The 13758-nt window shown below is 71.7% G+C and carries 10 protein-coding genes; 8 read left to right on the forward strand and 2 right to left on the reverse strand.

The window, feature by feature from the left end; all coding sequences use genetic code 11:
* The first annotated feature begins 10 nt into the window (after positions 1 to 10).
* Both ACGFY9_RS28365 and solA read left to right on the forward strand, forming a co-directional pair.
* Entirely contained in the window at positions 11 to 1468 is a 1458-nt protein-coding gene (locus ACGFY9_RS28365; protein WP_393758722.1) for an aldehyde dehydrogenase family protein, read from the forward strand.
* Entirely contained in the window at positions 1465 to 4413 is a 2949-nt protein-coding gene (gene solA / locus ACGFY9_RS28370) for an N-methyl-L-tryptophan oxidase (protein ID WP_393758724.1), read from the forward strand. The genes ACGFY9_RS28365 and solA overlap by 4 nt, the downstream gene beginning before the upstream one ends.
* An 11-nt stretch (positions 4414 to 4424) precedes the next feature.
* Here solA and ACGFY9_RS28375 read toward each other — a convergent pair whose 3' ends face one another.
* Positions 4425 to 5129: a GntR family transcriptional regulator gene (locus tag ACGFY9_RS28375; protein WP_393758726.1), complete on the reverse strand. Its 705-nt coding sequence runs from the start codon at positions 5127 to 5129 to the stop codon at positions 4425 to 4427.
* Positions 5130 to 5266: 137 nt separating this feature from the next.
* Between ACGFY9_RS28375 and ACGFY9_RS28380 the strand changes: the two genes are divergently transcribed.
* From ACGFY9_RS28380 to ACGFY9_RS28405, 6 genes are read left to right on the forward strand one after another with little or no spacing between them, the layout of a single operon-like run.
* A complete protein-coding gene (locus ACGFY9_RS28380) occupies positions 5267 to 5920 on the forward strand; it encodes a cyclase family protein (RefSeq protein WP_393758727.1) in 654 nt (217 codons plus the stop codon).
* Entirely contained in the window at positions 5917 to 7458 is a 1542-nt protein-coding gene (locus ACGFY9_RS28385; RefSeq protein ID WP_393758728.1) for a gamma-glutamyltransferase, read from the forward strand. Before ACGFY9_RS28380 ends, ACGFY9_RS28385 begins: the two co-directional genes overlap by 4 nt.
* Positions 7455 to 9401, forward strand: a complete 1947-nt coding sequence (locus ACGFY9_RS28390; protein ID WP_393758729.1) for a primary-amine oxidase — start codon at positions 7455 to 7457, stop codon at positions 9399 to 9401. The genes ACGFY9_RS28385 and ACGFY9_RS28390 overlap by 4 nt, the downstream gene beginning before the upstream one ends.
* A gap of 29 nt (positions 9402 to 9430) precedes the next feature.
* A complete protein-coding gene (locus tag ACGFY9_RS28395) occupies positions 9431 to 10783 on the forward strand; it encodes a Rieske 2Fe-2S domain-containing protein (RefSeq protein ID WP_393758731.1) in 1353 nt (450 codons plus the stop codon).
* 5 nt (positions 10784 to 10788) lie between these two features.
* Complete coding sequence (locus ACGFY9_RS28400; protein ID WP_393758733.1) at positions 10789 to 12225, forward strand: glutamine synthetase family protein; 1437 nt, start codon at positions 10789 to 10791, stop codon at positions 12223 to 12225.
* The gene (locus tag ACGFY9_RS28405; protein WP_393758735.1) at positions 12215 to 13216 is read left to right on the forward strand and encodes a PDR/VanB family oxidoreductase; all 1002 of its coding nucleotides are present in this window, start codon (positions 12215 to 12217) and stop codon (positions 13214 to 13216) included. The genes ACGFY9_RS28400 and ACGFY9_RS28405 overlap by 11 nt, the downstream gene beginning before the upstream one ends.
* On the opposite strand, the gene ACGFY9_RS28410 is transcribed toward ACGFY9_RS28405, so the two are convergent.
* The gene (locus ACGFY9_RS28410) at positions 13213 to 13692 is read right to left on the reverse strand and encodes an Lrp/AsnC family transcriptional regulator (protein WP_393758737.1); all 480 of its coding nucleotides are present in this window, start codon (positions 13690 to 13692) and stop codon (positions 13213 to 13215) included. The two genes, ACGFY9_RS28405 and ACGFY9_RS28410, sit on opposite strands and share 4 nt — an antisense overlap.
* Positions 13693 to 13758: the final 66 nt, after the last annotated feature.

Here is a 13758-nt window from a genome sequence, read left to right on the forward strand (position 1 = left end):
GGAGAACACCGTGGACCCCAGCATCGTGATCCCCCACCTGCCGGACTGCGAGCCCATGCTCATCGGCGGCGAGTGGACCACCGGTACCGCGACGGAACGCATCCCGGTGCTCGACCCCGCCACCCGGGAGCAGCTGACCACCGTCGTCCAATCGGGCTCCGCCGAGGTGTCGGCGGCGGTCGAGGCCGCCAACGCCGCGCACCGGGACCGCCGTTGGCGCGGGCTGCCGCCCCGGCAGCGCCGTGACGTCCTGCTGCGTCTCGCCGATCTGGTGGAGCGCGACGCCGAGCAACTGGCGGTGCTGGACACCCTGGACAACGGCAAGGCGATCGAACGCGCTCGCGGTGATGTGGAGTTGGGTCTGCAGGCCATCCGTCACTTCGCGGGTACCCCGACCCGGCTGGAGGGCACCGTGCACGCGGCCGGGCCCGACCGGCATGTGTACAGCGTCCGGGAACCGGTGGGCGTGGTGGCCGCCGTGCTGCCGTGGAACTTCCCCTTCATGATCGCCGCGTGGAAGCTCGCTCCGGCCCTCGCCGCCGGCTGCACGGTCGTCGTCAAGCCCGCCGAGCAGACCCCGCTCACCGCGCTGCGGCTGGCCGCGCTCTGTCTGGAGGCGGGCGTGCCCGAGGGCGTGGTCAACGTCCTTACCGGTGACGGCCGTACGGGGGCCGAACTGGTCGCGCATCCCGGTGTCGCCAAGGTGTCCTTCACGGGGTCCACCGAGGTCGGGCGGCACATCATGGCCGCTGCGGCACCGTCGTTGAAGCGGCTCACGCTCGAACTGGGCGGCAAGTCCCCCAACATCGTCTTCGCCGACGCCGATCTCGACGCGGCCGTACCGAACGCCGTGCGCGCGGTGTTCGGGCACTCCGGGCAGATGTGCACTGCGGGCAGCAGGCTGCTGGTGGAGCGCACGATCGTCAAGGAGTTCCTGGACCGTCTGGTGCCGGCAGTGGAGGCACTGCGGATCGGTCCCGGGCTCTCGGGCGGTATCAACATCGGTCCTCTGGTGTCGCAGGAGCAGTTCGACCGCGTCACGGGTTATGTCGAACTCGGGCGCGCCGAGGGAGCCGAGGTGGCCGTGAGCGGTGAACTCCCGGACGGCCCGGGCTGGTTCGTGCCACCGACGGTGTTCACCGAGGTCACCCCCGACATGCGGATCGCCCGGGAGGAGATCTTCGGCCCGGTCGCCACGATCATGCCGTTCGACAGCGAGGAGGAGGCGATCGCGCTGGCCAACGACAGCGAGTACGGCCTCGCCGCCGGCGTCTGGACCGGCAGTCTGGCCCGGGCCCATCGCACGGCCGCCGCGCTGGAGGCCGGGACCGTGTGGGTCAACACGTACAACGAGTTCGACCCCGCCGTGGCCTTCGGCGGGATGAAGCAGTCAGGCCTCGGCAGGGACCTCGGCGACGCCGCCGTCGACGGGTTCACCGAGCTCAAGAGCGTGACGATCGCCCTGTGAGCGCGCCCGTGACGGCCGGGACGGCCGCCTCGCCCCCGAACCCTCCGCCCCCGCGCACCCTGAACGTCGCGGCCGAACGCGCCCGTACGCCGGGCTCGTTCACCGGCCACCACTTCAACTCGGCGGGTGCGGCCCTGCTCGCCAACGGCACTGTCGAGGCGGTCATCGACCACCTGCGCGCGGAGAGCCTGTCCGGCGGCTACGAGGCCGCGAGACACGCGGCTCCCGCCCTGGAGGCCGTCTACGCGCGTACGGCCGAACTCCTGGGCGCCCGGCTGGAGGAGGTCGCCCTCGTCGAGAGCGCGACGGCAGGCTGGCAGCGGGCCGTGTCGGCGCTGCGGCTGCGGCCCGGCGACCGGGTGCTGGCGGCCCGTTCCAGTTACGTCAGCAGCGCGCTGCATCTGCTGTCGGTCGAACGCGACCACGGCGTCCTGGTCGAGCTGCTGCCCAACGGCTCTGACGGAGCAGTGGACTTGGAGGCCCTGGAGGCCGCACTGCGGGCAGGACCGGCCGCGCTGGTGACGGCCGCGCATGTGCCGACCTCCTCTGGGCTGGTCGAACCCGCCGCCGCGATAGGCGCGTTGGCCACTGCCCACGGGGTTCCCTACCTCCTGGACGCGACCCAGTCGCTGGGCCAACTGCCGGTGGACATGGGCGTCATCGGCTGCGACCTGCTCATCGGCACCGGCCGCAAGTTCCTGCGCGGCCCGCGCGGCACGGGCCTGCTCGCGGTACGCCGCCCGCTCCTGGACCGGCTCGCCCCCGAGGCACCCGATGTCCGGGGCGCCCGATGGACCGCCGAGCGGAGCTGGGAACTGGTCCCGGACGCCAAACGCTTCGAACTCTGGGAAGCCGCCCACGCGTTGCGCCTCGGCCTCGGCGCCGCCCTGACCGACCTCGGCACGCTCGGCGTCGACACCGTCGCCCGCCACCTGGCCACCCTCGCCGCCACCCTGCGGCAACATCTCTCCGCCCTCCCTGGCGTCCACGTCACCGACCCGCCCGCCGCGGGCGGCGCCATCGTCACCTTCGTGATCGACGGTCTGGACGCCTCCGAGGTACAACGCCAACTCGCCTACCGCCGTGTCCACTTGATCGCCGTCCCGGCGGGCCACGGCCGCTGGGACATGGACCACCGGGGGCTGACCAAGGTGATCCGGGCGTCCGTACACGTCTACAACGACGAGGACGATCTGCACGCGCTGGTGGAGGCGGTACGGGAGATCGTCTGCCTGCACGGACGCGGCACGGCGCCGGCCATGGGGCGGCGGGGCTCCGGGGCGGAGGACGCGGGGGCAAGGAATACGGGGTCGAGGGATGCGGGGGCGGAGACCTCAGGGTCGGAAGGTTCAGGGCCGGAGGTTTCGCGGTCAGGAAATTCAGGCTCAGAGGCCTCGAAGCCGGGCAGCGATCCCTCAACACCCGTGCCGTCGCTCCCGGTTCCTCGACCCACGCCCACGCTGACGCCCACGAGCGCACAGGGCCTGGCGCCGAGCTCTGACCCCGCAGCGCTCAGACCATCGCCCGCGTCATCCCGGACTGAGCCCACGCCCACCGACTCGCGGGCCCAGGAATCGGACACCGGCCCGACAACACCCGCCACCGCCACACCGGACAACCCGCCCGGCCACAGCACCGCAACACCCACGTCCACGAACTCGGAGAACCCGGCGCAGGGCACCAACCCAGCAGCTCCCACCCCCTCACCCGCGACCACGCCGGACGCGGCACCAGGCATCGGGCCCGCACGATCGTCCTCGGAATCTGCGCCCGCGCCCACAGCCCCAGCCCCGGCGACCGGACCAGTCCCCGCCTCCACCCCGCACACCCCACGCCCCAACTCCCGCTGCCACGACGTGATCGTGGTCGGCCTGGGCGTGCACGGCAGCGGCGCTCTACGTCATCTGGCCGCGCGCGGGCTCGATGTCCTCGGGCTCGAACAGTTCGGCCTGCACCACGACTTGGGTTCCTCGCACGGGGCGACCCGGATGATCCGCCGCGCCTATCCGCACCCCGACTGGGACGCCCTGGTCGACACGGCCTACCAGGCCTGGGCGGAGCTGGAGGGCGCCTCGAAGGCCCAACTGGTCGACATCACCGGCGGGTTGTACGCGGCGCCGAAGGACCGACCCGATCCTCTACGCGGCCCCGGTTGCCGTGAAGTCGATGCCGAGGAAGCGGCACGGATCTTCCCGGGACTGCGGCTCCCCATCGGATTCACCGCGGTGCACGACCCGCACGCCGGCATCATCGACGCGCAGGAGACACTGCGCGCCCAACTGACCCTCGCCGAACGCTCCGGCGCGCACATCCACGACCACGCCCCCGTCCTCGGCTGGGAACCGGACGGCGACGAGGTCGTGGTCCGCACCGGCAAGGCCGTCCTGCGCACGCGGCGCCTCGTGCTGTGCGCCGGCCCCTGGACGGCGGCCCACGTCCCGTCCCTGGCACCGCATCTGACGGTCACTCGTATCGTCAACGCCTACTTCGCCGCCGACCCGGCGGGACCGCTCGGCGCCTCCGGACTCGGCAGCTTCTCAGTCGACCTGACGCAGGGCCTCCTGTACGGGTTCCCCGCGGCCGACGGCCGCGGCCTCAAGGCCGGGTTGGACAGCGGCCCGCCCTGGGACCCACAGGCCCCCCGCCCCGAAGCGACCGCCGACGAACTGGCCCTGCTCGCCGAGGCGGTGGCCCAAGTGCTGCCCGGCGCAGGACCAGTCACCGAGAGCCTGACCTGCCTCTACACGATGACCGCCGACCGGCGTTTCATCGTCGGCGAAGTGCCGGGCGTGCCACAGGCGTTGGTCGCGTCGGCGTGTTCGGGCCACGGATTCAAGTTCGGACCGGCGATCGGCGAGGCGCTGGCCGACCTCGTGTGCGGAATCGCCCGCCCGGACCTGGACTTCCTCTCCCCGGCCCGCCTGTTCCCCGGTGGTACCCTGTGAGGGCCCGCCGCTCAGCCGTGGAAGACCGTCTGGGAACGGCGCTCGTACCAGGCCGTCAGATGCTCGCCGGAACTGATGACGTGCTCGCGCATCAACGCGTCGGCACGGTCGGCGTCGTGCTCGGCCAACGCGTCGATCACCGCCTCGTGCTGACGGATGTTCAGCTGCCGGTGTCGTTCGTCGCCGGCAAGGGCGAGCGAGGAGACGTTGCGCGGGAAGCTCTCGTTGATCCGGTCGATCATCCGGGTGAGCCAGGGATTGTCGGCCGCTTCGCAGATGACCGTGTGGAAACAGTCGTTGGCAGCCGTGGTGGTGAGTCCGCCCGCACCCCTCACCCCGTCCTCGGCCCGCCCCACCGCCTCGCAGAGAACCGCGTTGTGCTCGCGCAGCGCGGCGAGCCCGCGTTCCGTGATGCGGGAAACGGCACGCCTGGCGGCCATGCCCTCCAGCTCGGCCCGCACCTCGTAGGCCTGGCGCACCTCCCAGGGCGCGGGCACCCGCACCACCGCACCGCGGTTCGGCTGCATCTCGATCAGCCCGCCGTTCTGCAGCTGGCGCAGCGCCTCGCGCACCGGTGTGCGGCTGACCCCGAACTCGGTGGCCAGCGCCGCCTGGCGCAGCGGTTTGCCGATCGCCAGCTCGCCGTTCATGATCCGCGCGCGGATGCGGGCCGCGATGTCGTCGACGAGGGGACTCTCGTCAGTCTGAGGCGTCATCGGAGTCGGTCAAACCCTTCTCGGGGGCGGTCGGGGGCTGCGCGGTGGTGGAGCAGTTTCCCACGCGGCCGGGGTCGTCCACAGCCGCTCATTTTTGGATCCACTTCCATGATATCCGCATCCAATAGGAGGGCCGCATGAATCTGGACTTCGCCAAGGCGATCGACGTGTCCGTTCCCATCCATCCCGGCATGCTCCACTGGGGCCGCCGCCCCGAGGTGGAGATCGTCGAGTCCCGTACCGCCGGCGATCCCTCCAACGTGAGCCGCTGGCGCATCGGCGCCCACACCGGCACCCACATCGACGCTCCGGCCCACTTCATCGACGGCGGCATGACGGTCGACCGGCTCGACCTGTCCGCCCTCAACGGCACCGCGCGGGTGCTGGACCTCACCCACGTCAAGGAGCGGATCACCGCCGCCGACCTCGACGCGGCCGGCCTCGGCACCGAGGAACGGGTGCTGCTGCGCACCAGCAACTCCGAGGGTGTCCTGCGCAGCCCGTGGAAGGCCCGCGAGTGGGTCGGACTGGCCCCGGACGGCGCGGAACGCCTCATCGAGGCCGGGGTGCGCACCGCGGGCATCGACTATCTGAGCATCGAGGCGGTCGCCTACACCACCCACTGGGAGACCCACCAACTCCTGTGCGCCGCAGAGGTGTTGATCCTGGAGGTCGTGGACCTGCTCCACACACCCGCCGGGGTCTACGACATGCTCTCCCTCCCCCTGCCCCTCCAGGGCGCCGAAGCCGCCCCCTCCCGCACCGTGCTCCTCCCGAGGGACGCCGCGTGACAGCCGCCTCCCCGCTGATCCTGGCCGCGCCGCACCCGGCGGCGCTGACAGCGGCCCGCCGCGCGGCCGAGCGAGGCGGCAACGCCGTGGACGCTGCGCTGGCGGCGGCCGCCGCCCTCACCGTCGTCTACCCCCACCAGTGTTCCCTGGGCGGCGACTTGATCGCCCTCGTGCACGCGCCCGGCGGTTCGGTGCGCGCGGTGGTCTCGGCGGGGGCCGCGGCAGAGGCCGTAGACGTCGAAGCGTTGCGCGCCGCCGACGCTCGGATGCCCGCGCAGGGGCCGCAGACGGTGACCGTGCCCGGTGTGGTGGCGGGCTGGGCCGCGCTCGCCGACGCCCACGGCACGCCAGGTGCCCTGGCCGAGGCGCTGCGGGACGCCGCCGAACTGGCCGAGGACGGGGCCACCGTGTCGGCCGGTCTGGCGCGCGCCATCCGTGAGCGGGCCCCGCAGATCGGCACGGACCCCGGGCTCACCACTCTGCTGACCGGCCCCGACGGCGCGCCGCTCGACGAAGGCGACTCCCTCCCCCAGCCCCAACTGGCCGCCGTACTACGGGCACTCGCCGACGATCCGTCGTCCTTCTACCGGGGCGCGGTCGCCGAGGCGCTGGCAGCCGGGCTGCGCCGGGCCGGAAGTCCGCTCACCGCGAGCGATCTCGCGGCCCATCAGGCGGAGAGCGTCGAGCCGTTGACGCTGGACGTGGCCGGAACTCGCTGGTGGACCGCGCCGCCGCCGAGCCAGGGGGCGAGTCTGCTGGCCGTACTGGAGACCGCCGCGTCGGCGGCGAAGCTGTCCGAGCCGGAGCGTACCGGCGCGCTGGCCGCTCGCTGCCAAGATGCCTCTGCAGCACGGGACTTGCTGCTGGGTGACCCGCTCGGCCCCTCGCCCGTCGACCTGGACGGACTGCTGCGCCCGGCCCCCCTCGCCGGTGCGCGAGCGCCCGAGCCGTCCTTCCGGCCCGCCGGGGACACCGTAGCGATCACCGCCGTGGACGCGTCCGGGCTGGCCGTCTCGCTGATCCAGAGCATCTACCAGACCTTCGGCTCCGGCATCTGCGAACCGGAGACGGGCATCGTGCTGCACAACCGGGGCTCGGCGTTCAGTCTGCTGCCCGGCCATCCGGCTCTGATCGGACCGGGACTGCGGCCCCCGCACACCCTGTGCCCAGTGCTCGGCCGGTCCGCCGAGCTGCTGCTCGCGGCCGGTTGCCAGGGCGGCCGGGCGCAGCCGCAGATCCTCGCCCAGACCGTGCCCGACCTGATGGACCCGGCCGCCGATCCGGTCGCCGTCCTCGACCGGCCGCGCTGGGTGATCGGCGCTCGCGACATCGGCTTCGAGGCGCCGACCTTGCTGGCCGAGCCCGGGTCCGTTCCGGCGGGCGCGTTCCCGTCGGTGGTTCCGGTCGTCGTGGCACCGGTCCGTACCGATCTGGCCGGTCACACCCAGGCCGTACGACTGTCCGCCACCGGTCAGTTGGACGGCGCCTCCGATCCCCGCGCCGACGGCGGCACCACCTTGGAAGGAAACCCGCTGTGAGCACTCTCGCCCCCGAACCCGCACCGGCCGACGCACCCCACCCGCTGGACCCCCTCACCGTCACCGAACTGGCCACCGCCGTAAGCGTGTTGAGAGCCGACACCCGGGTTCCCGACGACGCGCGCTTCTGGGGTGTGGCGCTGGACGAGGACCACGCCCGGCGTGCCGCGCCGGGGGACAACCGGCGGGCCCGCGCGGTCGTGTTCTCCACCTCCGCGCGCCACGCCTTCGAGGTCGATCTCGAACTCGGCGACAAGCCGCAGACCACCGCCTGGCGGGAGTTGGACGTACGCAGTCCGGGCTGTTCCTCCGAGGAGGCCCGGCAGGCAGCTGCGGCCTGTCGGGCTGATCCGCGTTTCCGGGAGGCGCTGGCACTGCGCGGTATCCACGACGTGTCGCTGGTGATGGTGGACCCGGAGTCGATCGGCGGTTTCGAGCCGCCCGAGTACGCGGGACGCCGGCTGACCTGGGGCAGTGTCTGGCACCGGACCTCCGAGGACGACAACGGCTACGCCCGCCCGGTGCAGGGAGTGGTGCCGATCATCGACATGGAGACCATGGAGATCCTGCGCATCGAGGATCACGGGGTGGTGCCGCTGTCGGAGGAGTCGGGCGTGTTCGCGGCCGGGACGGTGGCCGAGCGACCGGGGCTGAAGCCGCTGGAGGTCGTCCAGCCGAAGGGGCCGAGCTTCACCGTCACCGGTCAGCGCATCGACTGGCAGGGGTGGTCGGTGCGGGTCGGCTTCAGCCATCGCGAGGGGCTCGTGCTGCACGACCTCTCCTTCGCCGCGGCCGGGAAGGGTCCTCGGCAGGTGATCCGGCGTGCGGCCGTCAACGAGATGTACGTCCCGTACTTCGACACCGCCTCCACCCAGTACCGCAAGAACTTCTTCGACTGGGGCGAGTACGGCGCGGGCCCGCTCACCAACTCCCTTGCCCTGGGCTGCGATTGCCTCGGCGTCATCCAGTATTTCGACGCGGCGGTGCTCGGCGGCGACGGCGTCCCCCGGCTCATCCCCAACGCCGTGTGCGTGCACGAGGAGGACGACGGCATCCTCTGGAAGCACCACGACGGGCGCACGGGCCGTACGGAGGTGCGCCGTTCGCGCCGGCTGATCATCTCGGCGTTCGCCACCGTCGCCAACTACGACTACGGCTTCTACTGGTCGCTGTACCAGGACGGTTCGGTGATGCTGGAGATCAAGATGACCGGCATCCTCTCCGCCACCGGCGTCGAGGAGGACGAGGCGACACCGTACGCGCGCCGGGTCGCGCCGAACGTCGCGGTCACCAATCACCAGCACTTCTTCAGCGTCCGCCTGGACATGGCGGTGGACGGCGATCCCAACCGGCTGGTCGAGGTCACCGCCGAGCACGAGCCGGACCCGGTCCTCGACCCGTACGGCAACGCGGCCCGGACCGTGCTGCGTCCGATCCTCAGCGAGGCGGAGGGCGCCCGACGCACCGATCCGTCCCGCGGGCTGCACTGGCGGGTGGAGAGCACCGAGTCCCGCAACCGGATGGGCGAACCGACCGCGTACCGCGTGCACTTGGAGAACGCGGCCGTGCTGCCGGTGCGCGAGGACAGTGTGTGCGCCCGCCGAGCCCCGTTCGTGGGGCGGCAGTTGTGGGCCACGGCCTACGACGCGGAGCGGCGCTTCGTCGGCGGCGAGTACCCGAACCAGGCCGAGCCGGGAGCGGACGGCGTCCACAAGTGGCAGGAGGAGAACCGGTCGTTGGACGGCACGGACCTCGTGCTGTGGGCCACCGTCGGCTCGCACCACTTCCCGCGCCCCGAGGAGTGGCCGGTGATGCCGGTGGCCAAGGCCCGGCTGCGACTGGAGCCGGACGGCTTCTTCGACCGCAACCCGGCCCTGGACGTGCCCGCCCCCAACTCCTGCCATACGCCGAGTCCTTCAGCGCCGGACCACTGCTGCGGCTGACCACGCCGCCCTCCCACGAAAGGCGTCCCATGCGCGAGGAAGAGAACACACGGCTCACCCGGACCGGGCCCGGCACCCCGGCCGGTGAGTGGATGCGCCGCTACTGGCAGCCGATCGCCCTCAGCGAGGAACTCGACGGCGTACGGCCGCTGGTGGCGCCCAAGGTGATGGGCCAGGACCTGGTCCTGTTCCGCGACGAGCACGGCGAACTCGGCCTCGTCGACCGCGGCTGCCCGCACCGCGGCGCCGACCTGGCCCTCGGCCGGCTGGAGGACGGCGGACTGCGCTGCTGCTTCCACGGCTGGCTCTTCGCCCGCGACGGCTCCTGCCTCGACACGCCCGCCGAGCCCGTCGACAGTCCGCTGAAGTCCCGTGTCCGGCTGGGCAGTTACCCGGTCCGCGAGATCAACGGCATCATCTGGGGCTACCTCGGCCCCGGCGAACCGCCCCAACTCCCCGCCCTGGACTGCTTCCAGGCACCCGCCGACCACGCCTTCGCCTGGAAGGGCCTGCTGGAGTGCAACTGGCTCCAGGCCCTGGAGGTCGGCATCGACCCCGCCCACGCCTCCTACCTCCACCGCTTCTTCCAGGACGAGGACCCCGCCGACAGCTACGGCAAACAGTTCCGCGCGGCCTCCCAGGGCACCGACCTCCCGATGACGAAGATCCTGCGCGAGTACGGCCGCCCCGACATCGACGCCGCCCGTACCCCGTACGGCATCCGCATCACCGCCCGGCGCACGCTCGACGGCACGGACACCCAGGGCCTGCCGATGGACGGCAGCCGTACCCATGTCCGCATCACCCACCAGGTGTTCCCGCACGCCTTCCACATCCCGCTCGACGCGGAGACGGCGATCACCCAGTGGCATGTGCCGATCGACGACAACTCCAGTTACTGGTATGCCCTGTTCACCAGTGTCGGCGGCCCCGTGGACCACGCGGAGATGCGCCGGCAGCGGGTCGGCGCGGTCACCTTGCCCGACTACCGGCCGCGCTTCGGCCGCGCGAACGGCTACGGCTACGACCCGATGGAGCAGCGGACGACGACGTACACCGGGCTCGGCACCGACATCAACGTGCACGACCAGTGGGCAGTCGAGGGACAGGGAGCCGTCCAGGACCGTACCCGCGAGCATCTGGGCCGCTCCGACAAGGCCATTGTGATGTACCGGCGGATGCTCGGCGAGGCCATCGGCGCGGTCGAGCGCGGGGAGGACCCGCCGCTGGTGCTGTCGGCCGAGGAGGCGGGGCGGTTGCACGGGCCGGTCGCGCTGGACGGGATCGGTCCGACCGAGGGCTGGCTGGAGCACTGGACGGCCGTCACCGACAAGCAGCGCGCCGACAGCAGTTGGGCGCAGCCGCTGGGAACGGACGGCTGAGCCGCGTGGGATTCATCGAACGGCATGGCCTGTGGAACGCCGAACAGGCCGCCGCCGCACGGGAGATAAGCGAGCGCGCCGAGAGCGGCGGCATGACGGTGGTACGGCTGGTCTTCGCCGACCAGCACGGTCTGCTGCGCGGCAAGACCGTCACGATGGGCGAACTCCCCAACGTACTGCGCGACGGCAGCGGCATCGCCTCGTCCCTGCTCGCCAAGGACACCTCGGGGCGGACCGTGTTCCCGCTGTTCACCAAGGAGACGCCGCTCGGGCTGCCCGAACTGCGCGGCGCCGCCGACATGGTGATGGTGCCCGACCCGCTGACCTTCCGTATGCTGCCCTGGTCCCCGGGCACGGGCTGGCTGCTGTGCGACCTGCGCTTCACCACCGGCGCGCCGGTCCCGCTGTGCACGCGTGGGCTGCTGCGCTCGGTCCTGGACCAGGCCGACGGGCTGACCTACCGCACCGGTCTTGAGGTGGAGTTCCATCTCTTCCGGCTCGACGATCCCCGTCTGGGCCCCGGCGACCAGGGCCAGCCCGGCGCCGCGCCCGAGGTCGGCATGCTCAACCACGGCTACCAGTACCTCAGCGAGCTGCGCTACGACGAACTCGACCCCATCCTCGACGTCCTGCGCTCCAACATCGAGGGCCTGGGCCTCCCGTTGCGCAGCCTGGAGGTGGAATTCGGCCCGAGCCAGGTCGAGTTGACACTCCAGCCCGCCGACGGCCTGGGCACGGCCGACGCGATGGTGCTGCTGCGCAGCGCCGTCAAGCAGGTCGCCGCCCGCCACGGCCACCACGCCACCTTCATGTGCCGCCCCCATCTCCCCGGCGTCTTCTCCAGCGGCTGGCATCTGCACCAGAGCATGCTGCGGGACGGGGTGGGTGTCTTCGCACCGGAGAGCGCCGAACGCACCGCGTCCGGGCCGCCGTTGTCGCCGTACGGGACGGCGTTTCTCGGTGGGCTGCTGCGGCACGCGCGGGCCACGAGTGCGTTCTCGACGCCAACTCTCAATGGTTTCAAGCGTTTCCGCTCGCTGTCGTTGGCACCGGACCGTGCGGTCTGGGGCCGCGACAACCGCGGGGCGATGGTGCGGGTGCTGGGTGACGGACCGTCATCCACCCGTCTGGAGAACCGGATCGGCGAGCCGGCCGCCAACCCCTACCTCTACCTCGCCTCCCAACTCGCCGCCGGACTCGAGGGCGTGGCGGGCGGCCTGGAACCCGGACCGGCCGCCGACGAGCCCTACGCGGCACGCGCCGAACCACTCCCCCGCTCCCTGGGCGAGGCCCTCGACGCGCTGGAGTCCGACCGCATGCTCGCCGACCGGCTCGGCAAGGACTTCGTCGCGTACTACACGAGCATCAAGCGAGCCGAGATCACCCGCTTCAGCCAAGAGGTGACCGACTGGGAACAGCGGGAGTACTTCCGTGTCTTCTGACCTCGCCCCGCCTTCTACAACTAGCGCGACGACCGAACGGCTCCTGGTCCGACAGTCCCGCTGGATCGCCCACGACGTGCTGGAACTCCGGCTGACCCGGTCCACCGGCGCCGCCCTGCCGACCTGGGAACCGGGCGCGCATGTGGAGTTGACCCTGCCCTCGGGGCGGCGGCGCGCCTACTCGCTGTGCGGCGACGTGACCGATACCGAGACGTGGACGATCGCCGTGCACCGCGTGCACGAGGGACGTGGCGGCTCCCGGGAGATCCACGAAACCGCCCTGGTGGGTAGACAGTTGGAAATCCACGGACCGGTCAACCGTTTCCCGCTGGTGCCCGCGCCGGGCTATCTGCTGCTGGCCGGCGGCATCGGCGTCACCCCGCTGCTGCCGATGGCCCGCGAACTCACCGCCCGAAGCCTGCCCTGGCGACTGGTCCTCGGCGCCCGCGACCGGTCCCGGCTCGTGTACGCCGAGGAGTTGGTGGCGCTGGGCGGCCACCGCGTGCTGCTCCTGCCACAGGACGAGGCGGGCCTCCCGGACCTGGCCGCCGAACTCGCCGCCACCCCGCCCACGCACGCCGTCTACGCCTGCGGCCCCCAACCGATGCTCGACGCGGTGTCGGCCCTGTGCCGTTCGGCCGACCCGGCGCGATCACTGCACTTGGAACGCTTCACCGCGACCGCGGCCACCGACGGGATCCTGGATCAACTCGCCGCCACGAGTGGGGAGTTCGAGGTGGTGCTCAGCCGTTCTGGCCTGCGGCTGACCGTGCCCGCCGATCGTTCCGTGCTGGACGTCGTCCGGGAGAAACTCCCGGACGTGCCGTTCTCCTGCGAGGAGGGTTACTGCGGTACCTGCGAGACCCGGGTCACGGCCGGGGTCCCGGACCACCGCGACACGGTGATCGAGCCGTCCGAACGCCCCACCGCCACCACGATGATGATCTGCGTGAGCCGCTGCGACTCCCCCGTGCTGGAGTTGGACCTCTAGGTGGTTCGCCCTTTCGCCAGGCGGTGCAGGAGGGCCCGGGGCCGGTACGGGATGACCTCGGCCAGGGAAATGGCGGTGCTGGTCCGGTCGACTCCGTCGATGGCGAGGATCGCCTTGGTGACGCGGTGCAGGTCCGCGGTGTCCTTGGCGACGACATGCGCGAGGAGGTCGGCGTCGCCGGTGGTGTAGTGCACCTCGATGACCTCGGGGAGGTCGAGCAGTCCCTCGTGCACACTCTCGGGCTCGGCCTGGCTCACGGCGAGCGACATGAACGCCACCAGGCCGTAGCCGAGGGCGGCGGGGTCGACGCGTCGGCTGACGGGCTTGAACACGCCGTCGGCGGCCATCCTCCGCAGCCGCGCGTGAACGGTGTTCCGGGCCACGCCCAGGGTCTGAGCCAGGGCGAGGATCGTCGCGTCCGGGTCGTCGTCCAGTGCCAGGACGATACGGGCGTCCAAGGAGTCCATCAGCGTCATGACATGCATTCTGCCACCAGATCCCTGAACCATTGAGCATCTGTCGCAGCGAGTAGAACCTGTATT

Source organism: Streptomyces sp. NPDC048504 (assembly GCF_043200035.1).
GTDB lineage: Bacteria > Actinomycetota > Actinomycetes > Streptomycetales > Streptomycetaceae > Streptomyces.